This is a genomic window from Affinirhizobium helianthi (genome assembly GCF_042680945.1).
Classification (GTDB): Bacteria; Pseudomonadota; Alphaproteobacteria; order Rhizobiales; family Rhizobiaceae; genus Neorhizobium; species Neorhizobium helianthi.
Map to the genome: position 1 here is coordinate 30,321 of NZ_JBHUEQ010000039.1, position 26,717 is coordinate 57,037.

A 26,717-nucleotide genomic window follows, 5' to 3' on the forward strand; every position below is an offset into this window, starting at 1 on the left:
GCTGCCTATCTTTGTCTCACGATATCCTCGCTTGAAATCGGAAAACTTTCAAAGGGCACTTGCCACCCACGGCATTCATGGTTATGAACCGCTCCGCACCGTCTGGTGCCGACCCAATTACCCGGAGAGGTGGCTGAGTGGTCGAAAGCACCGCACTCGAAATGCGGCATACGGGCAACCGTATCGTGGGTTCGAATCCCACCCTCTCCGCCAAGTTGTATTCACTCTCCGCCAGTTACCTGCAAAACCTTGGATTTCCTCGCAAAACCTCTGTTCGCCAGCGGCCCTTGAGGAGTGAAAATCATGCAGGTATCGCGCCCGGTACACCTTCCGGTACACGTCGGGGTATCGCCAGAGCCGTCGAATCAGACGCCGTCTGCAAAGCCCAAAGGCAGGGGACCCGGTCCCTACCTCGTCAAATCAGGGTCCGTTTACATCTTCCAGATTAAGATGCCGAAGACGAGCGGCGGCACGCGTGCCATCCCTCCCTTGCGGCTCAGCCTCGGTGCCTGTTCCCACAGGCGCGCCAGGCTGTTAGCCGACCTTCTGGCGGCGAAGGCCAGATTGATGTTCGATGAGATGAGGCACGGCAGAGGCATGCAGGACGACGACGACAGCGAGATGCGGGCACTTGAAACCGTCATCGAGATGAAGGGCGAGCTGAAGGCCTATCTTCGGATGATCGATCGCTCGGATGCACCGATCCCCGTCGCGGAGATGAGAGAAGCCGTGGGCATTCGCGACCTCGTCAGCGTGAACCGCGAGTTGGAAAAGCAAGCTGGAGGCGAGCCGTTCAACGAACTTGTCGTCGGCCACGCGGAGGTACTGAAGCAGTCGGCGATCGCAAAGCTCTCGGCGTCGTCTGCGCTCTCGGAGCCTGCCCAGCAACCGATACGAAGCGCAAGCTCCATGTCGATGTCACCTCAAACCGCAGCAAACGTCGGGCCAAGTATCCCGCCCGAAAGCAATCCAGCGAGACCACCAGAAGATCCTCGCGACGCCAACGGAAAACTGATCCCGGCCTTCGAGCTAGACCGACGGACGGTCAAGCGGCCAGCGTCATCCCAGCTTCGACTGAGCGACGTCATCCCGACCTATCTATCCGCCCGTAGACTTTCTGGTGGAGCCAACATCGCGCGAGATCTTTCCACGGCAGAGAGCCGGCTTGCTCTCTTCATCGAACTGATCGGCGACCACCCCGTCGATACCTATGTGCCGGCGGATCTGCAAGCTTTTGTCAATTACATGCAGTACTGGCCGGGAGACAACAACCAGCGCGATCCGGATATGTCGCCTTGGCAGGTCATTGAGAACAACAAGGATCTGCATCTCAAGCCACTGGCAGAGAAGACGCTCCAGGAAGGCTATCTTGCCGTCATCAAGGCAGCCATCCGCTCGGAGATCACCGCTGGCGGCTTCACCGACCCCTTCGCCGGAGCAAAGATCAGAATTCCGAAGACGGCGGCCAGCCCGCGCAAGGCAACACCCATCGGGACGTCGAAGATGAATACCCTGTTCCGAACGGGTGTTGAGTCCGGGCTGATGGAGGACATCATGCTGCCTCTCCTCGGGCATCTCACCTCTCGACGTCTGGGGCTGCTGATCCATCTTCGCGGAAACGATATCCGCGAACAGTTCCCGGAGGTATGGGTAGGGCAAGTGACGCGTCTTTCGCAGATCAATGGCGTTTGGACCACCGTCCCTGTCAAAACACAGGACAGCGAACGCTACTTTGTTTTGCACGACTTCTTGAAAGAAATCGGCTTCATCGACTGGGCGGGACGCCAGGGTTCGAACTTTCTGTTTCCCAACATCATGAAGCTTGTGGACCCAAGCAAGAGCGGCTCCTCTTATATGCAGCGGCTATTCAAGAAAGCGGGGATCAAGCCCAAGTCTGGGGAGGAAACCGTAGGCCGTCGCGAGGTCTTCCACTCCCTTCGAGGCGGCAACATCCAGGACATGCGCGACTCGGGCGTCGATCCGCGCGAGCGCCGCGTGCAGGCGGGCCACAGCGCCGGGAACGACGAGCACGACCTCTATGGCTTCGACGTCGCGACGGAAAAGGAAGCGCGCAAGCTGAAAGTCCTGCCGCTCGATCCGGAGATCGACTACTCGATCTTCCGCGGTCTGGACTTCGATGAGATTGCCAGGCGCAAGCGCGTGGCGGGACCGCCGAAGCGGAAATGATTTCCTGCGGTCCGAAGTTGTAAACATGGGTGCCGGAGCGCGACGTCGCGCCCTCACCAAGGTGAGCTGCACCGCTGTGCGTCCAAATGCTCCAGAAAAGCGATTCAGTTGCAAACGGCGTTTCACGAAGTCACGGGGGGACGAAGTCCCGAATGATAACGCCGTTTGCAAAAAGTTGGGGATTAGGCAGAGCAGATGGCGTGAAATCTTCAGCCCCGCAGGTGAGGCTTGCTTCGGAAGGGACGGTCATCGCGGGCATAGCGATCAACGAGATCATCGAAGACCTCGTAGGCTGCCCGCTCGTCAAAGCCTTGGTCGACCAGCAGGGCAGTCACGGCGTCGGCTAGCTGATCGATCCGATCGGGCCGGTCTTCCTTCAGATAGCCGGTGATCGCCCAGAACAGCATCGTGCGCGCGACGTCATCTCGATCCGGGCGCCGCTCAGCCCGATGCCGGTCCCTCAGCCGCTGCTGCCGTTCCCGCTGCTTGGCGTTCCGCTGCTCCAACGTCTGTCGTGCCATGCCTTCCTCCTCTTGTTGTTACCGCTGGCACGTTCATGGTCAGAGGACCGGCGGCATGGCGCAAGGCGTTTGTCGCCGAAACGGAATCATTGTGTTTTGAATCGGAATTTTCGAGTTTGGAATCGAATGAGCGCAATTTGTTTCGAGTTGCGGGCAGGTCGAGACCGGTTGCCGGCAATCTCGCGGCTATGTTGACGGCGCCGTGCGCACAGGGTGCGACCGTTCCGTTTTCGGGTGAATCGAAAATCTGGACGATCGAAACGTTTGCCCAGAGCTTGGAAACGTTGCCCTAGACGTTCGAATCCTCCGCTTGGAGGTTCGAATCGAATGAGCGCAATTTGTTTCGAGTTGCCAGCAACCTGCATCAAATCGTATCGCTGTGGATCAACGTGTGGGAGACTTAAGCCTGCTGACCGAGGATCCAGCCTTCCCACGTTTTGACATCATCTGCTTCCGGTACGACTTCGCTCCGGCGGCCATCGACGACGTCGATCATGCCGAGAAGGCCGACCGCGGCGTCGAACCGGTCCTCACCGTCCTTGCTGTTTCCGAAACCATCGCTGATCAGACATTGGAGTGCGCTCCCGTCAACGTGTGGCCTGTTCGCCAGCCACCGCATCAGATGACTTGCCACGGACCGGCGCCCGTCTTGCTGTCGCTTACTCCAAACAGAGCGTCGGGGAATTCCAAGCTGGCCATAGACGTCGCCGGGATAGGTCTCGGCGACGACAGTGGCGCCCGGCACTATCAGTTCATGGAGCGGCCCGTCGAACGGCCAAAGCAATAGCTCCTCCAAGTTCGGCAGTATAATCTCACGCCAGCCGGCCAAGGCGGCCTTACCTACCTGATTGCCGCCGAGCGTCCAGAACAGCATGCAAGCGTCGCGGCGATCCGGCGTCGCCCGCTCGCAGCGGCGCAGAAGATCCTTGGCCGTCAGCCCCAAAGCGTCGAAAAGGTGCTGCCGCTGCGTGCCCCCCGGCCGCATCGGATAGAATGGTCGGTCGATGGTAATTTGGTCGCGATGTTCCGCGACGTCGAACCATCGCGCAAAGCGTGCGTCCCCAAACGACCGCAAAAAGGAACGGAAGTCAGGTGTCCCTAGAGCTCTGCCGTAGGCGGCAGGAAGACCGATCGGGAAGTCGAAACCCATCAGCATTGCGGCGTCTGCTCCTATCCGCCGCCGCAGCCGATGTGTAAGGGTTTGCGTGTCGCCGACGGGCTCCGGCGCCGACAGGGCCCATGTCTCGCTCTGCTGAACCGCCACGCACATCCATCGCTTCTTAGCTTCGATACTCCAGTCGCAATGTGCGATGATCGTTACAGACATCTTGTCCTCCATCCCTCCCTCAGGATTTACGAGCCGCCGGCCAGGATGTCGACAACCGCCTGGCCATCGAGCGCCTGGGCGTCGAAGAGTGCGCGGACCAGCCGGTCGAAGGACTGCCGGTTCTCGAGGATGACCTCCGTCGCCCGTGCCTGAGCGAACTCGAGCCGCCGATGCACACGCTCTGCCAGATCGGCGTCGCGGCTGAGGATTGCGGTCGGATCTTTGTGCCCGAGGTAGAGGAGCGGATGGCGGCCACCGAAGCCCAGCGCCTGTTCCATGTCCAGAGCAACACGAGTTGCACGCGCGAGATCGCTCTCTTCGGCGCCGCCGGACCCTGCCGATACGGTCTTGAGCACGATCAGTTCTGCCGCGCGGCCAGCCATCAGCATACTCAGCAGTCGCTCGTACCAGTCTTCAGTATCCGGAATACTGGTCGCAAAGGTTACCGTGTTGTGCCCGCCCTCCTTGGTGTCGACCGTCAGACCCGTGATCGCCCCAAGACGCAGAGCGTGGTGAACCACGGCATGACCAGATTCGTGAATCGCCAGACGCCAGCGGACGTCATACGGTACCGGCGGGCGATGACCGCGAATACCAGCTTCGAGATCATCATAAGTCAGACGGCGCTTCTCGCGGCGTGCTCTGAGCCTTGCCTCGCGAACGATCCGTTCGATATCGGCACCAGTCAAGCCCATGGCGCGCGCTGCAAGGCGCCGGAGGGTATCAGCCACCTGGCTGTCACCAGTGATCGCCTCTCGCCGCTCGACATCACGTTCGTTGCCATCGTCCAGGATGATCTCGAGCTCGTCCGAGACGCTATCAATCTTCATATTTCCGGTCATGGCTGACCTCCAACCTGAGCGTCCGACGCGGTAACGGCATCGAGGTCGCTGCCTAGATGATGGGCGAGAATGCTGGCGAGGGTCGGAATGTCGGGCCGTGGGATCTCGATGTGCGTTTCCAACCGTCCTGAGCGGCGGATCGCCTCATCGATCTGGTCCGGCCGGTTGGTAGCGCCGACCACGATGACGCCATCAGTCTTCACGGCACCGTCGAGAAGCTCCAGCACCTTGTTGACGCACGCATTCCAATAGTCCGCGTATGGCCGCGACGCCGAGGCACGCTGGCCGATGCCGTCGATCTCGTCAATGAACAGGATGCACGGCGCCTGCGTTCTCGCCTCAGCAAAAGTGTTTGCCATGCGGTCCAGCACATCATGCAGATACTCGCCTTGAAGCCACGTGGAGACGGATGTGACGACCAGTGGCACCTGTAGCGTGTTACAAAGCGCCCGTGCAAAAGTTGTCTTGCCGGTCCCCGGCGGTCCAGAGAGGAGCAGCTTCGTGCTCATGTCCGACCACGGCAGCTCACCCCCGAGATAATCCGCAAGATCGGCTTTCAGGCCGAGCGCCCAGTCTTTCGCGGCACCATAGCCCGTCAGGGACTCGACCCGCAGGCCAGGGTGCGCGGTCGACGCAGATGAATCGTCATCGGGTTCCGGCTGGATCACCACGGCCCCGGTCGGCTTGTGTCGTGAGCTGTCCTTGCGCTTGCCCTTGGACGACGTAGACGTCGATGAAGTGCGATCGCCTCTATTGCCGCCATCCTGCGACGTCTGGCCTCTGCGCTCGCTTGGGCTCTGTGTGATCAGCCGCCGCGAGGCGCCCGCGTTTTTGTCAGCGTTTCCGTCTTCCTTGTCCTCGCGGTTCAGCGCCGCCAGTCCGGCGAGCGCATCGAGGCTCGACAGGATCGGACGGCCGGGCCTGATTGCGATAGCCAGATCGTCGAGCGTGAGCGCCCCGGCGTCGATCCTCACAATGCTGCTGTCATGACGCATAACGGCTTCGCTGCCATAGACAGCCTCCAGCAGGTCAGCGATGAGCAGGCGGTCGATTCCAGCGCCCGTCAGCCTGACGTCGCAGGTCAGATCAACCTGATCGGGAACGCCATTGTGTGTCTCCGACACGGCAAGCACCGGCGTTCCATCCGCAAGCGCCCGCAGCAATTGCCCGCGCAGGGCCGCCCGGCTCGGGCGGTTAGTCTGTCCAGCCGGCACCTGCAGGACGACGCGTCTGGTCTCGCTGTCTACCCAACGCCAGAGATCATCGTTGAAAGCAAAGTCAGCCGCCACGCCGGTGTAAGGTCCGTACGGCACGATGCCGGTGTTTTCGATGAGCTGCGGCAGGGCCCGCTCGAAGCCGTCGGCGAGGACTGCCACCGAGAAGACGGGTGCCGGCTGGCGCAGTACCGCGCCCAGATCGCGCAGCGAGACACCTGACTGTTCCATGGCCGCAGCAAGCAGCAGCAGGGTAGCCATGGGTTTGACGCTCGGCTTGTAACCGGCCTCGGCAACGACACGGACCGCGTGAGCAACTCTGGCTTGGTCAGTGTTTTTCTCGTTCGCCGAACGCCGCGCGAGATGCACCGGCCATGCCGGCACGGACGTGACGAGAACAGGTCGGCCGTGATCGTCCTGCCGCGCCTCGATCAGGAATGCCGCAAGATGATCCCGCACCCACTGTCGATCCCGCTCGGCATCCCCCGTGAGATGGGAGGGATCGAAGGCTGGCCTAAAGCGGCCGACGACATGACCATCGACGATGCTGGTGCTCATCGTCAGCAGGCCGTTGCGGACCGCGAGACGCCGAACGGCACGGCGCTCGACATGGGCCAAGTGCCGGAGCAGGAAAGAAGACAGGCGATCCATCAACGATCCTCCTTCATGGCTGGGTGAATGGAAACAATTTCCGTCGGCAGGTTCTGATCAGCAGCAGCACGATGACCGGCGCCGGCTCTCCGATTGAAGCAGTCGAGAACCAGACGGCAGGTTGGCTCGCCGGAGCGCGCCAAGTGGCTGAGCCGGTCGAGCAGCAGGGGAGGAATTGCGCACATGCCCGACGGGCCCTGCCGGGAATACGTGAGCGCGAGGCCGATGATCAGAGCCGGGTCGTCCTGCGGAGGCGGAGCCACCGGTTGCTGGCTGGTCTTGGAGGCTCTCGCGCTGGTCCGTTTGGGAAGGGGTAACGTCGATGGTGCTTGGGTGGACATGATGTCTGCGGACATGCAGGATCTCCTCGCCGGTCCAGCGTTGATGGACGGCGTTTCAGAGGATGTTGGGAACGGGAGAGGCTGCCGCGGCGTCGCGCGCCGCGGCTATGGCCTCATCTCAGCAAAGGTGGGGTCGGCTCAGGCGTCGAGCAGGCGCCGGGCAAAGCCAATGCGGATGTGCTCCGGCGGCCAGGAGACCACGTCATCCGTCAGCGCTTCCGGATCATCGCGGCCATCGTCGTCATCATCAAAGGTCGGGTCGCCGCAACAGCCGAAGGTGCATTCAGCGCCGTGTTCGTCGCAGCCCGTCGTCTCCTCGCAGACCATCACGCGTGAGATCGCTCGCAACGTACCGAAGCGGCGTTGGTGGAGCGACGTCGTGGAGGCAGCAGCGGCGAGCAATGGGGCCGCTGTCACCGTCGGCGTCTCCGGGAGACCGAGCGCCCGGCGCGCCTCAACCTCGAGAAGCTGTTGTACACGGCGTCCGAAGCGAACACGCAGTTCCGCCATGCAGGCCGCCGCTCCATCGATCTCGAGAAGGTCATCGATTTCGGAGAGCGCCCAGACGCCAGCCGCATGATCGCTCGGACGGCTGGCGCCATCGATGATCGCAACACCGACCGTCTCGACCATCAGCCGCTTCTGGGTCTTGTACAGCCAGTCCGGCAGCACCATGGCCGATGCCAGCATTTTGAGCTTCAGCTCTTCAAGCCGGCTAGTGTCGCCATAGGAGGCGAGCGACCGCTTGAGATCCAGCACGAAGGCGACGTGCTTGGCGCGGTTCACGACGATGAGGTCCGGCGTGTAGCTACCTTTGGCCGGCGCCTCGCAGTCAAGCCGCACGCCCTGAAGCTGGCGCCAGTCATTGCCGGCCACTGCTTCGATGGCTGCCTTGACCAGCGGCAGTTTGATCGACTGCATCAACACAACGAGATCGGGATTGGACTTGGCCAGCCGCTCGACGGCCTGCTCCAGAAGCTTGCCTTCGCGGAAAGACACTGCCCTGACCAGTGAGGCGACGTTGACATAGTGGCCGAGGATCTCGTCCTCGACCGGCTCGCCGTCAGCGATCGCGGCGATGGCCCTGTCGATCAGCATGTCGAAGTCTGCCTCAACATGCGCGTAGCGCACCAGATGCGCTTGGCGGCGCAGCACCGGCGGTTCAGCCTGAACAGCAAAGCGCTCACCGACGTGGCGGCGCGACGTCGAGCCGGCGAGCGAAGAGATGGTGGAGGATGCCGCAGTGGCAGCGCGGAGAACTTCCCCGGCAGGGGATGAAGTGTGTAGATTGGTCAAAGCCCGATTCCTTTTCGTAGAAGGCTTGAGGGTCAGGCCCTTGTCGGTGTTACCAGCACCGGCTTGGGCCGCTTGCTCCAACGCGTGGAGCCACTGATACCTGACAGGACCCGGACCGGATCTCAAGGATCCCGAAGGCTAAAAAGAGAACGGATCCAGAACAAGGTTAACGGCGGGCTCACGGGGCCGAATCCAGAAGCTGGAATCGGAAAAGGGGCTCGAAAGCCCCTTCTCATCTTGTATCGATCAGTCCCTGACCAGTTCCAGTTTGTGCCGGCCCGATCCTCTTCGTGGGCCGCGGTTCGCGGAAAGCAGGGCAGCAACCGGGTTGCTAACGTCTGCTTCCGTTTCGGCCTCGGACATCTCGGCCTCCTCAGCTTCCTCATTGAGGTCGTCATCATCGTCATATTCGATCTCAGATTCGCCGGAGGATGATGCTGCGACCGTGACCCGCGGCGTTGACGGCTCTTCCGGCAGTGGCCAAGCCGGCGACTTCTCCTTCGACGTTGCCCAGGTGAGCATGGGGACCACGACTGTCTCCAGCCATGTTTCCAGGCTATCGACCTTCGCCCAGTTCGTACTATCCCGAAGTCGCCACAGCAGCGCCTCGACTTTCTTCCAGCGAGACGCCGATGGCAGGCCGACCTTCATTGTCGATTTGCCGTCACCCTGCGGACCAACACCGGTGCCAAGGCTGCTGAGCAGCTCATAGGCATAGTAGGCATGAACCTCAGCTTTCGGGGCAACCCGGCTTTTCTTGATCCTCTTGCCGGTCCTCTCCGCTTCCGTCAAAGCACCCGAGAGGATGTTCAGAAGGCCCAGGAGATTGCGCAGGAGAGCCGTTCGGCTGTCTCGCGTCCGTGCCTCGACCATGGCTTTCAAACCATGGACACCACCGAGGTCGATGACATCGACTTCGGTCTCGCCCTCGCCTGGCACGTCGTCGCCGGCCAGGATTGCTTTCACATCGGCGACCTGGATCCGACCGTGATCTTCAGCGAACGCGAACGCCGCTTCGATCTTGTCTGCCGGCGCCGAGATCAACTGGATCAGCACCGTCGGCCCAATTGCCAGCGCCACGGCCCGGTCCCGGTAGTCCCCGAGATTGCGGTGGACGCCGCGCCAGTTGCGTGCCGTCCGCGCGGTGATGTTGCAACGGGCCTCAACCCATGCCCCGAACGTCCGGTCCGGGATACGGGTGCTCACCTCTTCGAGTAGAGCGCCGAGCTGGAAAACGTGATCCGTCTCCTTGCGCCCGAGATCGGTCAACGACTTCGCTTTCGCCTCGAGTTCCGCCGAGATCTCCGGAGAGATTTCGTATGCGGCATAGTCGAAGGCTACGCACGCTGACGACGCCAGCGCGTTTTTCCTATTCTTCATGTCAAACATCCCTGTTTTCACAGTACTCAACACAGCCACACCATGCGACTGATGATCACATTATAGCATACACTGGCTAATATCTCAATTATTACAATAGGTTGCGCCGTTTCAGACATGCTATATTGTCTGTTTTTACTTCAATAAATACATGCACTACTGCGGAATCCATCATATTTCGTCGAGAAACGACGGCAAAAGCAATTTTTTACTTCAATAGCAACCGTTGGTGGTATTCTCAGCGCTGCGGCCCAGCAAAGAAATCTGACACCATCATCAAGACAGCCGTGGCTCGCAAGGGCGCAGACGATATGCTGACCGAGGTACAGGCGGCACATATCCGCCCTGTGGCCGATCCGGGCCGAACAGCGTTCGGAACGGCCGCGCGTTGACCGGCACCGCACATTGGATGTTCGATCACGGTCTGCTTCCGGTCGATGAGGATCACAGCCTGCTAATCGCGGGTGGCGGCGTACCAGATACCATCACGCGGCTCATGAATCCCGAGCGGGGCCTGCTGGTGCCGTCACGCCCGGACGAGCGGCCACATTCGCAGTTTCTGCGATATCACCAAGAGACGGTGTTCAAGGGGTGACGAGGCGGAAATTATTTCCGCCCGAGAAGCCGGCCCTCATTCCTCACCGAAGAAGTCCTCGTCCAGCCGCTTGAACTGGACCTTTCTATAGCTGCGGACGCCGACGCCGTGCTCGATCATCAAGTCGGCCAGTTCCTGCCCATCGATGAGGATGACTCGCTGGGACAGATGCTTGACGTAGTCGCGGGCAGGCTGGCTGAAGGTGGAGGTGGTGACGAAAACGCCCTTGGTGGCGCCGAGGCCGACGAGGCTTCCGACGAAGCCGTTGACATCGGGACGACCCACGGGATTGCCGGGCGCATAGCGCTTGGCCTGGATATAGATGCGGTCGAGGCCGAGGCGGTCTTCGTTGACGATGCCGTCGACACCGCCGTCACCGGAGCGGCCGAGCTGTGCTGCGGCATCCTTGTGGCTGCCGCCATAGCCCATGGCAACCAGCAGATCGACGATAAGCTGTTCGAAGAAGGCGGGGCCGTTGGAGAGGATGCGCTGGAGCAATTCATCGCGCAGGGCCGCCTGCATGGACGCATAAGCCGCATCGATCTGTTCTTCCGGCGTTGTCCGAGCAGAGGTGTCTTGGACGGGTTTGGCAGGAATGCCATTCTCTTCTGCTGCTGCGCCTTCGTTTTTGTAGAATTCGCGGAACTCAGGCTCCTGCATCAGGAGAGCCACGTCGATGCGTTCCGGAGACGTCGCCAGCAGCGCCTTGCCCTTGTCGGTCGCCACAAAGCGACCGCGTGCGGGCGAGGCGATCAGCCCGGCCTTGCTCATATAGAACTTGGCCCAGTGGATGCGATTGTGCAGCAGGCGCTGGCGACCGCTTGGAAGAAGTTCGTCCCGCTCAGCCTGGGTCAGCCCGAGGTCATCCGCGATGCGTTCAGAGACGTCAGCAACGCGCGTTTCTCTTTCGGCGGCGAGGCGAAGAACCGGGAGCATAAGGGTCTGATAGTCTGGGATAGTCATTGCGCGCCCTCCTGTTTTCCCGCCCACTCGAACACCCGCTGCTGCTGGTCTTTCAGAAAGACTTTCTCATCGGCGACAGCGTATCCCAGGGAGCGCGCCGCCTCGCAGAAGCCCCTAAGGGTAGACGGCTCCATGTGGCCGTCGGCCAGGTTCTGCTGGTTGACGATGATGGCGCTCAGTAGCGGCCATCCCTTGCGATGTGCATATTCGATCAGGTCGCCCAGATGTTGGTTGGCGGCGTAGCGTACCCTTGACCATTCAACCTCGCTCTCGTCCGCCAACTGCTTGTAGCAAAGGAACCGCCGCTCTTTTGCGGCCTTCAGAACAGCGCTGAATGTCTTCTCGAAATCCAGCCCGGCGCCTTTGCGGCGGGCCATTTCGGACAAAGCTTCGAGGTAATAGGGGTCGTCAACCCGCTGAAGCCTTTGATAGTTGGCGATCAGGTTGGCGAGTTGTTTGTCATCCCATTCACCGACTGGTTTCATGCCGTTATCACCTTTCCCGCCACCGTCTTCAGCGACAAGCGGAAATGGTAAGGCGTGACCTCCTCAAAGAGAACTATGTCGCCGGGCTTTGCCCCCGTGCGGGCGAAGAAATCGCGGACGAAGTTCCGGTCCTGGAAGAAGGTGCGCGGCCGACCCTTCTTGTCCGTGGGAACGAAAGTGTCCGTGCGCAAGGCGCCGAATTCCAGACGAATGCGGCGCGGTGCCGGGGTGTGAACGCTTGTGCCACCAAAGACATCGGGCGGGAGTTTTCGGTAGAAAGGCGTGATGTAGATGTGCGGCCACTTTCCTTTCAGGGTAAAGTTGCCGGGGGTCAGTGTGCTCTCGTAAACCGTCATGCCTTCGTTCCCCGTCCGCGTTTGCCCTTCGGCGCCGCCTCGCGCTCGGCGCGGATGCGGGCGAGGAGGTGTTCGGCGGGTTCGTCGTTTTCGTCCTGGGGGACCAGTTCGCCGCGGAAGGCTTTGGCGAGGATCGCCTCGTCTAGCCGGCCCACCAGTTCCAGCGCGCGCTTTGCCTCTTTCGCCAGCCGGTCGATCTTGGCGAAGGCGGATTCGATGCGGCGAACGATTTCGTGTTGTTCTTCCAAATTGCAAAGCGGGAGCGGAAGCCCGCCAACCTTTGAAAGACTGAGAGTGTGCAGACCTGAGCTTGATGCCGCCACTGCTTCGATTGCACGCCGACCCAACGGCGAAAGGAGCCAGTAGAGTGCGAACTTGGATTCCAAGCCTTCACCGGGCCTAACTTTAATGAGGTGGTTCTGATGGACGCATTGATCCAACTCCCCACTCCAAAGAGCCACGCGACCGATCTGGTCCAAGCTCCCATTGCCTTCAACGAGCAACAGGTCGCCAGCCATCAATGTTGTTCGGGCAACTTCATTCTCTGTGCAGCCTATGAAAGATACGTCGTCTAGCCTGAGCTCATTCGCATAAACATTCGCGACGCGCAGATACGGCACCTGCAGCGGAAGGCTGTCCCGCTTGCTGTTTTTGGTAAGGCCGCCGGACACTTCAGCAACTGAGGAAAGAGCAACCCAACTCCATGTCGCTGGAAGCGCGGGTAGTTCAGGCGTACGTCCGTCAATCTGTGTGGCAAGTTTCGGATTGAATTGAATCGTCGCTTTTCCGCCGTGCCTAGGCGTTAACTCCCCGCTGAACGCCTTGCTGAGCACGGCCTGTTTGTAGCGGGAGACGAGGGATTCTATGCGGGCGAGTTCGATGCGGGCGCGGGCAGATTTCGCGTTCAGAGCGTCGAGCTTGGCCACGATGCGCTTTTGCTCGGCCAGGGGTGGGAGGGGGATAGCCACCTGACCAAGAATAACGGCGTTTGCGCCCGGCTGCGCGGTGCCCTTCGACACTACTTGAATTTGTTGCCAGTAATCCGGCCCCTGCATGAATTTCCATACATAATCGGATTGAAGCTCGTGACTTACCGCGATGCGTATTAAGTACGAAGCGAAGGCCGTTGGAACGGGGACATTCTTGATAAGGTAGCTCTTACCAGTTGTCGCCCCTGTTCGCGCTACGACAATGTCACCACCTTTGACCAGAAAGGCTGGATCAGGCTGATCATCACAGAATGGGAGTGAGTCCCAGTCTACTTTGTAATCCTGAATGTCAGTTATCCGGAGCAAGCGGACGCCATCGCTAACAGCGTTGGATTTTGTCGTAAAGCCGTAAGTTATTCCTCCTGATATCTCAGAAAGGCTGGTTGCAACCCACCCCCTCGGCAGCACGCTCATTCCGCCGCCTCCGGCAAAATCTCGTCGCCCAGTTCCGCCATCAGGGCCTCGATCTCCAACGTCGCGGCCTGCATATGGCCGAGGATGGCGGCGGCGATGTCGTCGGGTTCGATGAGGCCTTCTTCGGCCTCTTCTTCTGCCTCGCGCAGCCAGGCGATATCGAGATTGTCGCCACGGGCGGCGATGGCCTCGCGCTTAAACTCCCGCCAGCGGCCGGTTTCGCCTTCATCCGGGCCACGCTCCTTGCCGTAAGGGCTTATTCCAAAGGCTTTTTCAAACCCTTCGAAGTGGGCTTCCGTCAGCGGCGTCGTCTTGCCGAATTTCGGCATCTGGGCGCGCAGGTCATAGATCCAGACGGATTTGGTGTTGCCGCTCTCGGTCTTGCCCCGCGTCAGGAAGATGACATTGGTCTTGACGCCTTGCGCATAAAAAATGCCGGTCGGCAGGCGCAGGATGGTGTGCAGGTCGCACCAGTCCATCATCATCCGGCGCAATTCCTTGCCGCGCCCGTCTTCGAACAGCACATTATCGGGCACGACGATCGCGGCTCGGCCACCGGGCTGCAGCGCGCGGATGCAGTGTTCGACAAAGGGAAGCTGATAGGAGGAGACACTTGCGGTGACGGAGAGGTCTTTCCGTGTCGGTGCGCCACCCGCTGGACCGAAGGGCGGGTTGGTGAGGATGAGATTGGCCCGCCCGAGCTTCTCGCCCTTGTCGGAGAGCGTGTCGCCGAGATCGACATGGTCGCCATCGATATCGTGCAGATAAAGGTTCATCAAAAGCAGGCGCAGCGTGCCCGGCACATTTTCCATGCCGTGGATGGCATTGCGTTTTTGCCAGGTGGCCTTCTCGCCGAGATCAAAATAATTGTCGGTTCGGGCGCGCATATAGCGATCGGCGGCAATCAAGAAGCCGCCAGTGCCGGCGGCCGGGTCCTGAATGACTTCGCCGGGCTGTGGCTGCATGAGGCGGACCAGAAGCTCGATCAGCACGCGGGGGGTAAAATACTGACCCGCGCCGCGCTTGGTTTCTTCCGCGTTCTTCTGCAGCAGGCCTTCATAGAGATCGCCGAACTGGTCGCGCTCTTCGGAGAACCAGTCGAGCTCGTCGATGGCAGTGACCAGCGTCGTCAGGTTCTGCGGCTCGCGCAGGAAGGTGGAGGCGTTGTCGAAGATCTTTTGCACCATGTCCGGCAAGGGTCGGGCATCGGCATAACGCTTGCGCTCTTCCGGGCTAGCGCCTTCGCCGGGCGGCAGCACGAGGGCATCGTCCTGGCCGAGCCGGGTACTAGCGGCGCCGAGAGTGACGAGGACCTTGCGGTAATGCTCAAGCTTCGCCAGACCGTTTGCTGCGACCAGATCCGTCCAGCGCATGCCCTTGGGCAGGCTGCCCGTCTCGCGGTTGCGCTCGGCCATCATCTTCAGAAACAGCAAATAGGTCAGCTCGGTGACATATTGCTGATAGGTGATACCGTCCTTGCGCAGGACCGTGCAGAGGCGCCAGAGTTTCTGGACTATGGCATTGGCATTCATGGCATGATTCTCATCTGATCCGGGATCGTGATTGCGGTTGTAGCGATCAGCCGTCGATGGTCAACGGCTGCCTGAGGTCACGCGGCGGGTGGCGCCCAGATCGCCTCGTTGAAGGCATGGAGCACCTCGTCGAGCTCGCCGTCAAACTCCTGCGCGATGCGCTTGAAGCCGCCCTTGTCGGCAAAGGCGCCCTGGTCGAGCAAAGTCGGATCGGCCACCGGCTTGTCCTTCAGGGCGCGACCGATGCGGCGCAGCCATTCCTTCTGCTTTTGCGTCCACGAGCGCGAGGCCTCAATCTTCAGGATCGCGTTATCGACACGGGTGGCATAGGGGATCAGCGGATCGCCCAAAGCTGCCTGACGTACGAAGCCGATGATATGGGCGGCGATATCGGCATTGCGGGCGCGGCCATAGGCTGCGCGCAGCATGGCTTCGGAATAGTTCTTCTCGTCCAGAAGGCCGGCGAGTTCAGACAATTCCTTCCGGGTCAGATCACGCGGGCGCTGGGTGACGGCAATCAGTGCCGGGACCTGGTTCATGTTTTCGCGCACGAAGCGTTCGAAACCGGTGATGTAGTCCTCCGGCGTGGTGTTCTTGCCGAAGATTTCCTCGATGCGCAGCAGCTCGTCTTCGTGGGTGGAGATGACCACGCCGTCATTCTTGCCCGTGTAGAGCGGGCGGCGTTCGAGCAGCTCGACGGCGCGGGGATGGGCGGCCAGCCACTCCTGCAACTCGGCACCGGGCCGGGTGGAGAGACGCTGTAGCGCCATGTCGGGGCTCTCGCCCGTGTGGCGTTCGAAACTCTCGCGGGTTTCAGCATCCATCCGCTTGACGAGGCTGCGCATGCGCACGATGACCTGCGCTGCCACCCAGCTTTTGTCCTCTTCCATTTCCGCATTCTGCAGATCCGTGACGAGCTGGCCGAGCGCGATATCCGGTTTCACCACAACCGGGCGCATATCGCTCATCTCCTGCAGCTCGGCATAGAGATCGACGGCGTCGAAGATACGGAAATGCTCCTTGCCGATATCAGGACAAAGGCGCGTGGCGCGGCCAATCATCTGGTCATAAAGGATGCGGCTCTTGACCCTACGGACGAAGACGAGATTGCAGATGGAGGGCACGTCGACGCCTGTCGTGAGCAGATCGACGGTGACGACATATTTCGGATAGGGGTCGTTCTTGAATTTGAGGATCAGATCATCAGCCTTGTCGACCGTGCCGGTGATCTTTGTCACCATGCCATGCGGCACGGCGTCTGCGCCGTATTCTTCCTGCAGCTCCTCGACCAGCAGGCGCACGATATCGTCCGCATGGGCATCGCGGGCGGCGAATATCAGCGTTTTGCCGGGTTTCGACGGTGGGATTTCGGTGGCGATTGCGCGGCAGACGATGCGGTTGAAGGCCTCGGAATAGACGCGCCTGTTGAAGTCGGCGAGGTCGTAATCGAGCGAGACTTCATCCGGCAGTTCGAAGAGATCGATCTGGCCTGTCTTGCGGTCGATGATCTCGACCTCCTCACCCCCCTCGAAATGGATGCCGGCCTCTGACAGGGCCGTGGTGATGCGCTTCGGCGGCAGGTGATCGTTGAGATAGCCTTCAACGACGGCCTGTCGATAGCCATAATGAAAGACCGGGTGGCCAAAGATCTCGCGGGTGTGGAGGGCGGGTGTTGCCGTCAGCGCAATCTTCACTGCGTCGAAGTAATCGAGGATCTGGCGGTAGGCCGACTGATAGTCATCGATATTGCGGAAACCGATATCGCTTTCGCGCAGCTCGGCATCGAGCGTGTAGCCGCGATGCGCCTCATCCACGATGATGCAGTCGAACGTGCCGGGCGTTGGGCGCTTCGCCGGGTCGGGCTCATTGAGGATGCGGGCGATCAGCGACTGGACGGTCGCGACCTGCACCTGGTCCTCTTCCTCCGGCAGCTTCTGCTCCAGCCCGGCGACCTTGTAGATCTGGGCGAAGTTCAGCATGCCCTCGATCTCGGTGGTTTCGAGCGCGTCACTCGTCTGCCGGCCGAGCGCCTTGCGGTCAACGAGGAAGAGAATGCGGCGGAAGCGCTTGTGTTTGAGCAGGCGATATATCAGCGCGATTGCCGTGCGCGTCTTGCCCGTGCCGGTCGCCATGGACACGAGGATGTCGCGCTGGCCCGCGACCACGGCAGTCTCGATCGCCGCGATTGCCTCTTCCTGATACGGGCGCATCCGGCCCTTGCCGAAGCTTTCTTCGGCCAGCCCCTGAGCTGCGGTATCGACATCGGTGGAAAGCTTGTCGAGGAGATCCTTCGGCGAAAACCAGCTCGTCATCGGAACGGCGTGGTTCGTCTCGCGCCTGACATCCCGATACCAGATACCGGATTTTGTCACCCACTGGCGCACAAAGGGACGGCCATTGGTGGCGAAGATAAAAGGCACACGGAAGGGCTCATCCAGGCCGTGTTTCCAGGGGCCGTGCGGATGTGCTTCTTCCGGGGCGAGCACGATGGTGCGGGCGTAGCGCTCGGCCTGCTGCAGGGTGGACGGCACATCGATACTCCCGCGCTTGGCCTCGATGACACCGACGCAAGTGAGGCCAACAAAAAGGGCATAGTCCGCCCGGCCACCGTCCGAGGGCCATTCGGCGATGGCCAGGTTGCGACCTTCCTCCGGCCGGGTGCCCTTCTGATAGGTGAGGGCATCGCTGTCGGCCTCCCATCCGGCATCGACAAGCTGGACATCGATCAGACGGCGGGTCTGGCGCTCATCCAGTTCCAGGCGGCTGGCAGCCTCAAGGCCAGCCTGCTTGAACTCCATCCGGATCTGTTCGGGCTGGGCTTCTGCTGCCTTCTGCAGTTCGACGAGCTTGCGGGAAAGGGCCGCCTGATTGGCCTCCATCTCGACGGCTGTCTGTTCCCAAACAGCACTGTCGGCAGAAGCCTGGCGGGCCAGTTCTTCGGCGGCACTGCGGGCTTTCTCAAGCTCCTCGGCAGAAGCATGGGCGGCGGCCAGCCTCTCTTCGGCGTCGCGGACTTGGGCACGCAGGGCGGCCAGTTCCGCCTGGGTCGCCTGATCGGTATCCGCAGAGGCTTTGGGTGGTACAAAGGGACCCGGCTTGAAGCTCGGGTCGCGCCCATAGGTACGGCGATACCAGACCCCGAGTGCGCGGCAGAACTTCAGGGCAGCCAGCGCTTCGGCGGGTGAGCTGGCGAGGCTGTGAGCGGCATTATTACCGCGTGTACGAATCGCATGGAAAATATCGGCCACTTCCCGCGGAAGAACCTGCTGCGCCGAAAGTTTGCGAAGCAGATCATGGGTCGTGTCTCGCGCAGAGGGATCGTAGGCACCGGAAAGCGCCGCAATCTCTTTGACCATGTATTCGCCGAACTGGCGGCTCTTGATCAGCGAGGTATTGGCATCCTCGGTGAAGAAGCGTTCTGCAAGCACGCCAAGACGATGGAGCTCAGGACTGAGTTCCTTCAGATGATCGAAATTCGCAGACAATGCCCCACCCAGACGCTTTGCAATGCTCTTTGGCGGAACATGCCACACGTTAAGGGAGCAGGCAAACTAGAGTTGTGGCACGAATAGAGAATGAAATGTGCAATTTCGGAAATTATTTCCCTTGGCTTAGGGGCCGCGAGCCGCACTGCCCGCTCTCAGGATCGCACCAACGACCACCTACACTAGGCTCAAGGCTCTGCTCGTGGTAATGGCCGATATGGCGCCGGAAGCGGATTGGCGGGTTTTGGCGGCGAAGATGGTGGATGAGGTCGTTATTCCGACTGAAGAGCGAGACGTGTTGCCTTGATAGGCACGGAGGGAGAGCCTACCATCGCTCAAAAGCCTTAGAAGCCGGGCTCAGGGATGGCTGGGGGACACGATGTCCCCCTCGTGTGTCTCTGCATTGCACAGGATTGGGACGCATGCAACAGGCGTGAGTGGCGAAGTCCCCTCCTATAGCACATCGACTACGCCCCGGTTGCCGCCTTCTGAAAGACTTGTTGCGGGAGCATCTCACGAAGTGCTTGTCCGGGTCTCTGTAACCAACCGGAAAACTCGTCCATCGTGATTTTACCGAGCTTCAATCGGACCATCGCTTCCGCCAAATCTTCAGCATTGACCACACACAAATCGGTACATAGGTCGAGCTTTCTAGGAACATCAGGGCTGATATAAGGTTGGCATACAGTCACCTTAAAAGCAGAACCAAGCCCGTTTACCCCCGCCTTCCGAAGTACATCCGTCGCGTCATTGAATGTGACAGCATCTCCAACTGTCTTAGATTTGCACTCTATCGCAGTTTTGTTTGGGTTCAGCACCTCGGTGACAAGATCGGGAAACGAGCTTCTTGTTCCGTCGTCTTTAGCAATTATTGAAATGCCTAGGCATTCCAGTGCGGCCTCCAAAACACGTTCAAAATCAGTTCCCACTGTCCTGTAGTATTCTTTGAGAACCGGTTTGCACTCGGCTGGTAGCCGCTTCAACTGATTATCTAGCAGTCGTTCTCGTTCCGAAAGACGCCAAGATCGAACGGCTTTTTGTAAGCGTTGAGCTAGGGGTACGGTGAATGCCGGTTTAGTCCCTAACGCATCCCGCAACTGATTAAATCGGCCTGTGTCAAGGATATGGTCAGGAGATACGAACAGTGCCCCGCGCAATTGCATCATTTCGCGCCTGTTTAAAACCGCACCATCATCGTCTTTTACGCTGCTCATCCAAGCGACGTCTTCAGGCAATCCCACGTCAAGTCTATGAGCTAGCCGCCGGAGCGGGCCAACAAGCTGAAGCATTTGCGGTAGCGTTGCGGCAACAATACTCGTTGGCAGATTGGAGGCAGGCTGCGGGGTGGTGGCCGCATAGATCGCATCAGCTAGAGATCGAAGAATGCCGGCGGCATCCGCAAACATTCCAGTAAGCACGCCGCTACGAATATCGAGTACGCTCTCCAAGTCCCTCATGATGTTGCCGCTGATCCAGCGCGCAGCCAACGTCGCGCCGTTAAGAGCAGAGTTGTCGGTGGTCGCCGCAAGATTAGATACGCGGCTATACGGGCCATCTAGTATGTACGTCGCAAGTTGATATGTGAGAAAGCGGCGTGGAGTGGAGCCGTTGTAGTCTGCCGATCCGTACGCGGCTAAGATCATCAAAAATGAGAAATCTTCCGCACTATCGTCTGTGGCTTCAGCGCATTTGCCGACCAAATCGACAAGCGCCACTGCGTTTTTTGATACATACTCAAGCAGTTGATTAGCAGTTTCAGGAAGTAGGCCGGAGCGTGCGACAGCTTTTCCTGTCGTAGTTATGGTAAGTTTCATGCTACAAAATTCCACTGCTTCAGATACGACAATGAATTTGTGAGAGCCTGACGCCAAACGTCCGGCTGAGCTGAATTTATCTCAAGCTCACGTTGAGCACTGAAGGTACCTTGAAGGAAATCGAATAGCTCTTCTTCGCTCTCGACTACTCCGGATGCAAGAAGTTGAAGAGATAGTTGAGGGAATGTCGAGGGGTGGATACGAGCTTTGAAGTTCTCAAGTTGCCACCAACTTAGATAATGTGTAGCCAAGCGCACTTGGGTAGCTGTGCTTGCGAAGAAAATAACACGGCCCGGTCGATCAACATGCGATAGACGGCCCGCACGGCCTGCCATGTTATGAAATTCACCTGGCAGGATGGGTTCTCTTGCGCGCTTCCTACTATTCCAACGTTCCCAGTTGTGGATTATGACAGTCCTGAACGCGTAGTTTAGCCCTGCGGCGAGGGTTGTTGTTGCGAACACGACACGGAGTTCATTGCCGTCAAGTCGCGCCTCCACTGCAACGCGCTCGTCTTCATTCAAGTCTGCCGTGTGGTAGGCAAATCGGTGGGGAAGGTAACGGTTAAGCTCATCAGCGGATGTCGTCGGCTCCCGAAACAGAGGAAGGTCATCTTCTACCCTTGCACCCATTCTGGATGCTTCAGACGCCCATTGCTCGGCAAGCTCAAAGACTTCTTTTTTGCTCATGCAGAAGACAGCTATAGGTTCGTGTTCACCCGGCCGCTTCAATAGCTCCTTTAGCGTGGATAGAGTGTCCATTTCACTAGCAGGACCGGTTGCTGGATTGCTTTCGCGATCAGTAGTTGTCGTCAATGTCTGTGTTGGCGTTCGAAGCTCGTAGATTAGAGGCACTTCCCTTCGGGTAGTACGAATTAGGCGGGCTTTGAGCCAATTGGCCAGAAGCTGAGCATCCTTTTCTTCCATGACCGCAGAAAGCGCGACTATCTGACCTGTGTCTTGCCGTAGAAGTGTCATGAGGATTTCTACCTGTTGGCCGCGTGTACTGTCTGAGATAAGCTGCAGCTCGTCCGCAATGCAGCAAATCTTGTCCGTACCACCACGAAATCCCGATCCGGCGAGCATGTTTAGATATTTCTCGTATGTTGCGATGACTACCGGTACGGAGAAGGCGTCCGGCACTGGGTCGCCGTTGGCGTCGATAACATCATCGCCGGTAGCAAGAACCATTTCTGACTTTGCTAGTGAGAACAACGGACCTAGTCGGTCTTGAAACTCGTAGAACTTCTGCCTTGCAAGGGCTCTATGGGAGGTGAGATAGACGATTTTTCGCCCTTCATTAATGCCAGTGTCTAGCCAAGACGCCGCCGCTATCAGGCCGATGTCGGTCTTTCCACTGGATGTCGGGGCAATCGCCAGCACACTCTGCCCCATGGCTACGCCCGAATTGAATGCTTCAAATTGAATGTCGGTTAGTTCGATTTCGCCAGCCGCATTTCTTCGCAGAAGCGGGCCGGATATAAGATTACTCGATAAGCCGTGATTTTCAGGCAAGCCAACTTTCATAAGACAACCATGTTGTAACGCGATTAATATAAAGCGTTGCTATCTATAGGTGTTTTTCGAATGGCTGGCGACAGTTTTTTAGTAAAAATCCGTCATGATATGGCTAGTACCGGACCTGCTCGCTTTGTCGCATGCGGCGTACATGAAGGAAGATCAAACTAATGCAGACCGGACTTGCTGTGATGGAAGCGCGCTGGTGGGATGATGGCAACCACAGCGTCAGAGGATTGTTTGAGAGTGTATGCGGCCTTGCTACAGGCAACCCGTTCTCCTTTCGCTACGATATGTTCTGTGATCGAAGTTCGTTGGCAACATCACTTGGGCATGTTGGTGCTGATCAGACATTCAATTCTGTGTACTTGGCTGCCCATGGAGATGAAGCGGGATTACAGGGCAGCCCGAACCATGACATTTCCCGCGCTCAACTTCGAAACCTATTTAGAGAAGCCAATCAAAATTTTTGGATCTCCGGTCTTTATTTTGGAAGTTGCTTGATTTGTAAAGAAGCAAATGCACGTTTTTTCTTCGATCAAGCAAACGGAATTCGCGTTAACTGGATTGCCGGATATTCTAAATCCGTAGACTGGGTAGTATCTTCCTGTGTTGATATGATATTTTGGTCTTACCTGATTCAGGAAAAAAGAACCAACAAATCCAGAAGAAAAGGCAAGAAAAGCGATCTTCAAGTGGCCCTCCATGCGGCGTCAGAAATGAAGAAGGTAATGCCGACCATATTCAATGAACTGGGATTTAACATGTACCACCTTGATGGCGGGCAAAACTTGACGAAAATTTGGTAGCGTCAAAAGCGCCAAAACTATAAATTTTTGCGAGGGGGTATTTAAGCCTCTTCGCGCAGCCGTTTCCCTCATGGATACTATGGGTCTGACGGCTTCCAGCTCTCACACGGAAATGCGCATGGTCTTTCCATGCCAGCTTTCGTCACAACATAAGGATGTAAGGCAGGGGTATGGGGTCTTCTCCGCAGGGATATACCGTTGCGGACATCGTTTGTTGCGGCAATTTCCACGCCGCAGGGTCCGCATTTCACCACCGGACAGCCGAGTTATCGGACAGGACCTTCCGAACGGACGAACAATCTGGATCTGCGTCCGCTCTTGAGACACCACTGTCGCAATTCCTACGTCAGAAATGAAGGCGCAAAGCGGAAATAATTTCCGCCCTCGTTCGATTCTCCTCACCCGCGAGACTGCACCTGAATTCTTCGGCACCGCTTCCGGATGGAGTGGACAATATTCTCCAAGATACTCGCCCGATCGCCCGCGAAAGCCTCGACTTGAGGCGCCACATCATCGCACGCGACGCTGATACGCTCCGTAAGCTCTTCCACGCGTCGTACAGTCGATGCGCCGCTCAATCCGAGTTCGTCGGCCAGCGCCTGCCATTCCGCTCGCCGCAGATCCGGAGCACTGAACCGGCCGGCTATCCCCTGCGGTAAACTCTGATCAACCTGGCGGTACACCGCCGCACACATCAGGTCATAGAGCGGCGCCATCTTCGCCGATCCGCCGGAACCGATCAGAACGGAATAATTCTTGGCATGCGAATCTGAATTGCAGATCAGCACATTGAATAGCACCGCGTCGAGAAGCTTCAGGCGCTCGGAAGGCGAGACCAAATTGCTGATGGCATCAAACATCATTTTCGCGGTCACGCCGCGTCCTGTCGAGGAGTGCTCGTACTTCCGGGATGGGAAGTGGCCTGTTAGCTGGCAAAGATCTTCCTGATGCAGCCTACGGATCTCGCCTTGTGGATCGGTGAAACGGTCATAGCGCTTCACCAGCAAATAGCGCCGCCTGCCCGTGACGCCGATTGTCGCTTCAGCGGCGTCCAGCCCGCAGGCGCGGGCGAGGGCAAGGCAGAAGGCTTCGTTCTCGACACTGCCCGCAAGCCGTTTTGAATCCGGCTTCAGAATATGGGTCGAGGGTGTCCCATCGACAGGAATGGAGATGGCACCCCCCTGATCCACGAAGACCGGCAGCTTCTCTTGAACGCCCGCGAGAGACATCGAGACGCCGCGTTCGCCGACCAGGAAAGGTTTTGCCGGAAGCTCGTCCAGGATGCGTTCCAATGCCCCTGGATCCGGCAGGGGCTGGAGATGAATACCCGGCTTACGGGGAGCACCAATCGACAATGCGCCGGCCGTCTCCCTCCCGATGTGACCGAGCAGGCCGACGATGTCCTGGGGGGAAACCTTCAGCCGCTGGCCGATTTCGGCGAGGTGCGTTTCCGGGAGCAGATTGGCAAGCCAGGGCAGCAGCCTGTCGGCAGCAACCGGGCCTGAACGCAGCGGCATGGTGAGCGATACCGGGAAGGCTGAGCGGCGCGCCTCCCAGCTCTGATCATAGTCCAGCCGCCACTCGCCGTCGAAGGTCAGGTGGGCAACGGGGAAAGTTTCGTAGAAGATCGTCGTCATCGACCTTCACCGAAGGTCGGTAAGAAGTCCAGGTCATCGTCAGGCGAGGTCGTCGCTGCTTGGACCGTCCTCAGATCGCCGATCTCGATGCCGACAGTGCGCGCTACGATCAGGGACTTTTCAAGCTGGCAGCTCGGCTTGCCGGATTCGAGCTCAACGATGAAGCGCTCGCCCGTACCGGACCGGGCGGCAAGCTCGGTCTGCGTCCAGCCAAGCGCTTTGCGTTTTTTCCTGATAGCAGCGCCGAAATCGTGTGCGGACCTGAACATCGCGCATCTCCTGAGTTGGCTTACCGTACAGGAAGATTTCTCTCATATCAATGCGATCCTTACCGATCGGGAAGCAGGTGCAAACACGCTCCTAAATCACCCCGATCGGGAAGTCTGGAACTTCATCACGGCGTTGAAAAAGGAGGTCCTTGAGATCCGGGTATCGCGTGTGGTACACCTGCGGGTATCGTAATTTGCCGAACGGGGACAGAGGTTTACGAGAAACCCTTGTTTCTCAGGTATCGCGGGCTTAATTGGCGGAGAGTCCCACCCTCTCCGCCAGTGATAACTACTAATTTAGATAGAGATTATCAGTTTTCGGGATGTTCCTACCCACGGAAATACCCGACGAAACATGTATGTCATCCCAATGCATTGTTGAAGAAAGGCCTCCGCCGTGCGCTCCAAAGTTCACGTGCACGCGCGATCTCCGGGCGCTGTTGCTCTCTGGCCATCAGGCTTTTTATGGCTCAGCGCCAGCAGATGGAGAAGCCATCGGACACTGGAGCGATGACCATCACGCCGCGCCCGGAAAGTTCCACGCAAAGCTCGTCCAGCGTCAGTTTGCCATTCTGAGCCAGACACTTGTCTACCCAGCCGTGATGCGCCAAGGCGGTTCTGGCTCGCGGCGACCTGACGGATATGGAATGGCGGATCATCGAGGGGCTTTTGCCTAGGAACGTGGCAGGAAGTCTCGGCCCTCACATGATAATCGGCGCTACCTGAACGTCATGCTGTATGTCTTCGGGTTGGATGCCCCTGGCGCGACATGCATGGAGGCTACGGAAAGCGGAATTCCGGTTACGTTCGTTTTCGCCGTTGGGCCGAGCAAGGAGTCTGGGCTGCCCTCCTTGAGGCCCGGGTCGATCACGCGGCGGCTTTACGACGAAAATACCCACCTGCGCAGACGGTCAAGACGCCCTCTCTCTTGGCTTCTTCCTGACGGGCGGCCAAACTTCGGATTACAACGCCGTTCCTGACTTGCTGGCGATACCGGCAAACCGAGACTGTTTCTTGCCGACAAAGGCTATGGCGGTGATTTCCTGCGCGGGGAACTCCTGATTCATGGGATCAGACCAGTCATTCCGCCGAAAGCAAACCGGAAGAACCCACTGCCTGCGACTTTCGAGCTTACAAGGAAAGGAACCGCATCGAGCGGATGTTCAACAGCCTCAAGCAGTTCCGTCGCGTCGCAACCCGATAAGCGACGATCCGAAAATACTTCTCAGCATTCCTCGCTAGGACCACAGCCAAGATACTGCTGCCATACTTTGCCAACTGGGCTCATGCCTGCACCTTATAGAAACTTGCATTTGAGCCACTGATGTATGGATGAGGTTCCAGCCAGCAATGACCCGCCATCGATCGGAACGCCACCCGTGAATGACGTAACAAGAGCTCCAGCTTCCTGAGCGATGAGTTTTCCTGCCGCATAATCGTAGTGGCTGAGGCCATCTTCGAAATAGCCGTCCAGTCGTCCCGCACCAATATAAGCGAGATCGAGTGCGGCCGAACCCAGTCTGCGGACGCCCGCTGTCTCGTTGGTGATGGCATCCAGGCTTTGAAAGAAGGTGCTGCGTTCGATTGCCTTCAACTGTCCTTGGATCGGCATGGAAAGGGAGATGATCGCCTCGTCCGGACGTTTGTCACTGACCCGAGCGAGTCTCTTTCCGTTCAGCCATACGCCACAGCCTCGAATGGCGGTGAAGATTTCGTCACGCAAAGGGTCAAGGACGACACCCAACACTTCGCCCTGATCGTCGCAGAGAGCGATGCTGACGGCAAAATAGGGGATACCCCAAATAAAATTGCTGGTACCGTCCAGTGGGTCCACCACCCATCGGTGTTTCGCATCCGTATTGCGAGCGCCTGTCTCTTCACCGACGAAGCCGTAATGCTCCCCTGCCTCTGCTAGAATAGCGGCAATGGCCTTTTCGGCGGCGAGGTCGGCCTTTGAAGCGTAGTCCCCCAAAGCTTTTCGTTGAACACCGTCACGCGAAACATCGCCGAAATGCGTTTTTAATTCCGCGCCTCCTGCAAGAGCTGCAGACGACGCAAGCTGCATCAGTTCTTCAAGAGGCAGGTCCGCCATC

The 26,717-nt window shown here is 58.8% G+C and carries 22 protein-coding genes, 1 tRNA gene and 1 pseudogene; 5 read left to right on the plus strand and 19 right to left on the minus strand.

Going from position 1 to position 26,717, the window contains the following annotated elements:
- The first annotated feature begins 123 nt into the window (after window positions 1-123).
- A tRNA-Ser gene (locus ACFSE1_RS18325) sits at window positions 124-213 on the plus strand.
- A gap of 384 nt (window positions 214-597) precedes the next feature.
- The gene (locus ACFSE1_RS18330; protein ID WP_377404718.1) at window positions 598-2,187 is read left to right on the plus strand and encodes a hypothetical protein; all 1,590 of its coding nucleotides are present in this window, start codon (window positions 598-600) and stop codon (window positions 2,185-2,187) included.
- Window positions 2,188-2,396: 209 nt separating this feature from the next.
- Here the strand turns inward: ACFSE1_RS18330 and ACFSE1_RS18335 are convergent, their stop codons facing one another.
- The 7 genes from ACFSE1_RS18335 to ACFSE1_RS18365 form a co-directional block, all read right to left on the minus strand.
- Window positions 2,397-2,708, minus strand: a complete 312-nt coding sequence (locus ACFSE1_RS18335) for a hypothetical protein (protein WP_112754908.1) — start codon at window positions 2,706-2,708, stop codon at window positions 2,397-2,399.
- A 400-nt stretch (window positions 2,709-3,108) separates the two neighbouring features.
- A complete protein-coding gene (locus ACFSE1_RS18340; RefSeq protein ID WP_377404721.1) occupies window positions 3,109-4,035 on the minus strand; it encodes a DUF429 domain-containing protein in 927 nt (308 codons plus the stop codon).
- A gap of 26 nt (window positions 4,036-4,061) precedes the next feature.
- Entirely contained in the window at window positions 4,062-4,877 is an 816-nt protein-coding gene (locus ACFSE1_RS18345) for an ATP-dependent metallopeptidase FtsH/Yme1/Tma family protein (protein WP_377404723.1), read from the minus strand.
- A complete protein-coding gene (locus ACFSE1_RS18350) occupies window positions 4,874-6,742 on the minus strand; it encodes an AAA family ATPase (protein WP_377404725.1) in 1,869 nt (622 codons plus the stop codon). The genes ACFSE1_RS18345 and ACFSE1_RS18350 overlap by 4 nt, the downstream gene beginning before the upstream one ends.
- Window positions 6,742-7,098: a hypothetical protein gene (locus ACFSE1_RS18355; protein WP_377404727.1), complete on the minus strand. Its 357-nt coding sequence runs from the start codon at window positions 7,096-7,098 to the stop codon at window positions 6,742-6,744. The genes ACFSE1_RS18350 and ACFSE1_RS18355 overlap by 1 nt, the downstream gene beginning before the upstream one ends.
- Before the next feature lie 123 nt (window positions 7,099-7,221).
- A complete protein-coding gene (locus ACFSE1_RS18360; protein ID WP_377404730.1) occupies window positions 7,222-8,379 on the minus strand; it encodes a hypothetical protein in 1,158 nt (385 codons plus the stop codon).
- Window positions 8,380-8,625: 246 nt separating this feature from the next.
- On the minus strand, window positions 8,626-9,759 hold the full coding sequence (locus tag ACFSE1_RS18365) for a hypothetical protein (protein ID WP_377404733.1): 1,134 nt from the start codon (window positions 9,757-9,759) through the stop codon (window positions 8,626-8,628).
- Between the two features lie 388 nt (window positions 9,760-10,147).
- Here ACFSE1_RS18365 and ACFSE1_RS18370 point away from each other — a divergent pair, with 388 nt between their 5' ends.
- On the plus strand, window positions 10,148-10,354 hold the full coding sequence (locus ACFSE1_RS18370; protein ID WP_377404736.1) for an HNH endonuclease: 207 nt from the start codon (window positions 10,148-10,150) through the stop codon (window positions 10,352-10,354).
- 36 nt (window positions 10,355-10,390) lie between these two features.
- Here ACFSE1_RS18370 and ACFSE1_RS18375 read toward each other — a convergent pair whose 3' ends face one another.
- The 8 genes from ACFSE1_RS18375 to ACFSE1_RS18410 form a co-directional block, all read right to left on the minus strand.
- A complete protein-coding gene (locus tag ACFSE1_RS18375) occupies window positions 10,391-11,317 on the minus strand; it encodes a restriction endonuclease (protein WP_377404739.1) in 927 nt (308 codons plus the stop codon).
- On the minus strand, window positions 11,314-11,802 hold the full coding sequence (locus ACFSE1_RS18380; protein ID WP_377404742.1) for a hypothetical protein: 489 nt from the start codon (window positions 11,800-11,802) through the stop codon (window positions 11,314-11,316). The genes ACFSE1_RS18375 and ACFSE1_RS18380 overlap by 4 nt, the downstream gene beginning before the upstream one ends.
- Window positions 11,799-12,158, minus strand: coding sequence for a hypothetical protein (locus ACFSE1_RS18385; RefSeq protein WP_377404745.1), 360 nt, complete (start codon window positions 12,156-12,158; stop codon window positions 11,799-11,801). The genes ACFSE1_RS18380 and ACFSE1_RS18385 overlap by 4 nt, the downstream gene beginning before the upstream one ends.
- Complete coding sequence (locus tag ACFSE1_RS18390) at window positions 12,155-13,561, minus strand: restriction endonuclease subunit S (RefSeq protein ID WP_377404748.1); 1,407 nt, start codon at window positions 13,559-13,561, stop codon at window positions 12,155-12,157. Before ACFSE1_RS18390 ends, ACFSE1_RS18385 begins: the two co-directional genes overlap by 4 nt.
- On the minus strand, window positions 13,558-15,093 hold the full coding sequence (locus tag ACFSE1_RS18395) for a class I SAM-dependent DNA methyltransferase (protein ID WP_377404751.1): 1,536 nt from the start codon (window positions 15,091-15,093) through the stop codon (window positions 13,558-13,560). Before ACFSE1_RS18395 ends, ACFSE1_RS18390 begins: the two co-directional genes overlap by 4 nt.
- A gap of 77 nt (window positions 15,094-15,170) precedes the next feature.
- Window positions 15,171-18,578, minus strand: coding sequence for a type I restriction-modification system endonuclease (hsdR, locus tag ACFSE1_RS18400; protein ID WP_377404754.1), 3,408 nt, complete (start codon window positions 18,576-18,578; stop codon window positions 15,171-15,173).
- Between the two features lie 467 nt (window positions 18,579-19,045).
- Window positions 19,046-20,392 (minus strand): hypothetical protein, encoded by a 1,347-nt coding sequence (locus ACFSE1_RS18405; protein ID WP_377404757.1) that lies wholly within the window; start codon window positions 20,390-20,392, stop codon window positions 19,046-19,048.
- The gene (locus ACFSE1_RS18410; RefSeq protein WP_377404760.1) at window positions 20,389-21,918 is read right to left on the minus strand and encodes a DEAD/DEAH box helicase; all 1,530 of its coding nucleotides are present in this window, start codon (window positions 21,916-21,918) and stop codon (window positions 20,389-20,391) included. The genes ACFSE1_RS18405 and ACFSE1_RS18410 overlap by 4 nt, the downstream gene beginning before the upstream one ends.
- Window positions 21,919-22,079: 161 nt before the next feature.
- On the opposite strand from ACFSE1_RS18410, the gene ACFSE1_RS18415 reads away from it, so the two are divergent.
- Window positions 22,080-22,718 (plus strand): hypothetical protein, encoded by a 639-nt coding sequence (locus ACFSE1_RS18415; protein WP_377404763.1) that lies wholly within the window; start codon window positions 22,080-22,082, stop codon window positions 22,716-22,718.
- 398 nt (window positions 22,719-23,116) lie between these two features.
- On the opposite strand, the gene ACFSE1_RS18420 is transcribed toward ACFSE1_RS18415, so the two are convergent.
- From ACFSE1_RS18420 to ACFSE1_RS18430, 3 genes are all read right to left on the minus strand, one after another.
- Entirely contained in the window at window positions 23,117-24,355 is a 1,239-nt protein-coding gene (locus tag ACFSE1_RS18420) for a type II toxin-antitoxin system HipA family toxin (RefSeq protein ID WP_377404766.1), read from the minus strand.
- The gene (locus ACFSE1_RS18425; protein ID WP_377404769.1) at window positions 24,352-24,624 is read right to left on the minus strand and encodes a helix-turn-helix transcriptional regulator; all 273 of its coding nucleotides are present in this window, start codon (window positions 24,622-24,624) and stop codon (window positions 24,352-24,354) included. The genes ACFSE1_RS18420 and ACFSE1_RS18425 overlap by 4 nt, the downstream gene beginning before the upstream one ends.
- Window positions 24,625-25,094: 470 nt before the next feature.
- Entirely contained in the window at window positions 25,095-25,283 is a 189-nt protein-coding gene (locus ACFSE1_RS18430; protein WP_377404772.1) for a hypothetical protein, read from the minus strand.
- Here ACFSE1_RS18430 and ACFSE1_RS19445 point away from each other — a divergent pair.
- Window positions 25,243-25,927: pseudogene (locus tag ACFSE1_RS19445) on the plus strand (transposase). The gene ACFSE1_RS18430 and the pseudogene ACFSE1_RS19445 overlap by 41 nt on opposite strands.
- Here ACFSE1_RS19445 and ACFSE1_RS18440 read toward each other — a convergent pair.
- Complete coding sequence (locus ACFSE1_RS18440) at window positions 25,922-26,716, minus strand: inositol monophosphatase family protein (protein ID WP_377404777.1); 795 nt, start codon at window positions 26,714-26,716, stop codon at window positions 25,922-25,924. The pseudogene ACFSE1_RS19445 and the gene ACFSE1_RS18440 sit on opposite strands and share 6 nt — an antisense overlap.
- Window position 26,717 lies beyond the last annotated feature (1 nt).

Coding starts and splice junctions, on each gene's coding strand:
- ACFSE1_RS18330 (WP_377404718.1), top strand. CDS start 598: ATGCAGGACGACGACGACAGCGAGATGCGGGCACTTGAAACCGTCATC.
- ACFSE1_RS18335 (WP_112754908.1), bottom strand. CDS start 2,708: ATGGCACGACAGACGTTGGAGCAGCGGAACGCCAAGCAGCGGGAACGG.
- ACFSE1_RS18340 (WP_377404721.1), bottom strand. CDS start 4,035: ATGTCTGTAACGATCATCGCACATTGCGACTGGAGTATCGAAGCTAAG.
- ACFSE1_RS18345 (WP_377404723.1), bottom strand. CDS start 4,877: ATGACCGGAAATATGAAGATTGATAGCGTCTCGGACGAGCTCGAGATC.
- ACFSE1_RS18350 (WP_377404725.1), bottom strand. CDS start 6,742: ATGGATCGCCTGTCTTCTTTCCTGCTCCGGCACTTGGCCCATGTCGAG.
- ACFSE1_RS18355 (WP_377404727.1), bottom strand. CDS start 7,098: ATGTCCGCAGACATCATGTCCACCCAAGCACCATCGACGTTACCCCTT.
- ACFSE1_RS18365 (WP_377404733.1), bottom strand. CDS start 9,759: ATGAAGAATAGGAAAAACGCGCTGGCGTCGTCAGCGTGCGTAGCCTTC.
- ACFSE1_RS18375 (WP_377404739.1), bottom strand. CDS start 11,317: ATGACTATCCCAGACTATCAGACCCTTATGCTCCCGGTTCTTCGCCTC.
- ACFSE1_RS18380 (WP_377404742.1), bottom strand. CDS start 11,802: ATGAAACCAGTCGGTGAATGGGATGACAAACAACTCGCCAACCTGATC.
- ACFSE1_RS18385 (WP_377404745.1), bottom strand. CDS start 12,158: ATGACGGTTTACGAGAGCACACTGACCCCCGGCAACTTTACCCTGAAA.
- ACFSE1_RS18390 (WP_377404748.1), bottom strand. CDS start 13,561: ATGAGCGTGCTGCCGAGGGGGTGGGTTGCAACCAGCCTTTCTGAGATA.
- ACFSE1_RS18395 (WP_377404751.1), bottom strand. CDS start 15,093: ATGAATGCCAATGCCATAGTCCAGAAACTCTGGCGCCTCTGCACGGTC.
- ACFSE1_RS18405 (WP_377404757.1), bottom strand. CDS start 20,392: ATGAAACTTACCATAACTACGACAGGAAAAGCTGTCGCACGCTCCGGC.
- ACFSE1_RS18410 (WP_377404760.1), bottom strand. CDS start 21,918: ATGAAAGTTGGCTTGCCTGAAAATCACGGCTTATCGAGTAATCTTATA.
- ACFSE1_RS18415 (WP_377404763.1), top strand. CDS start 22,080: ATGCAGACCGGACTTGCTGTGATGGAAGCGCGCTGGTGGGATGATGGC.
- ACFSE1_RS18420 (WP_377404766.1), bottom strand. CDS start 24,355: ATGACGACGATCTTCTACGAAACTTTCCCCGTTGCCCACCTGACCTTC.
- ACFSE1_RS18425 (WP_377404769.1), bottom strand. CDS start 24,624: ATGTTCAGGTCCGCACACGATTTCGGCGCTGCTATCAGGAAAAAACGC.
- ACFSE1_RS18430 (WP_377404772.1), bottom strand. CDS start 25,283: ATGATCCGCCATTCCATATCCGTCAGGTCGCCGCGAGCCAGAACCGCC.
- ACFSE1_RS18440 (WP_377404777.1), bottom strand. CDS start 26,716: ATGGCGGACCTGCCTCTTGAAGAACTGATGCAGCTTGCGTCGTCTGCA.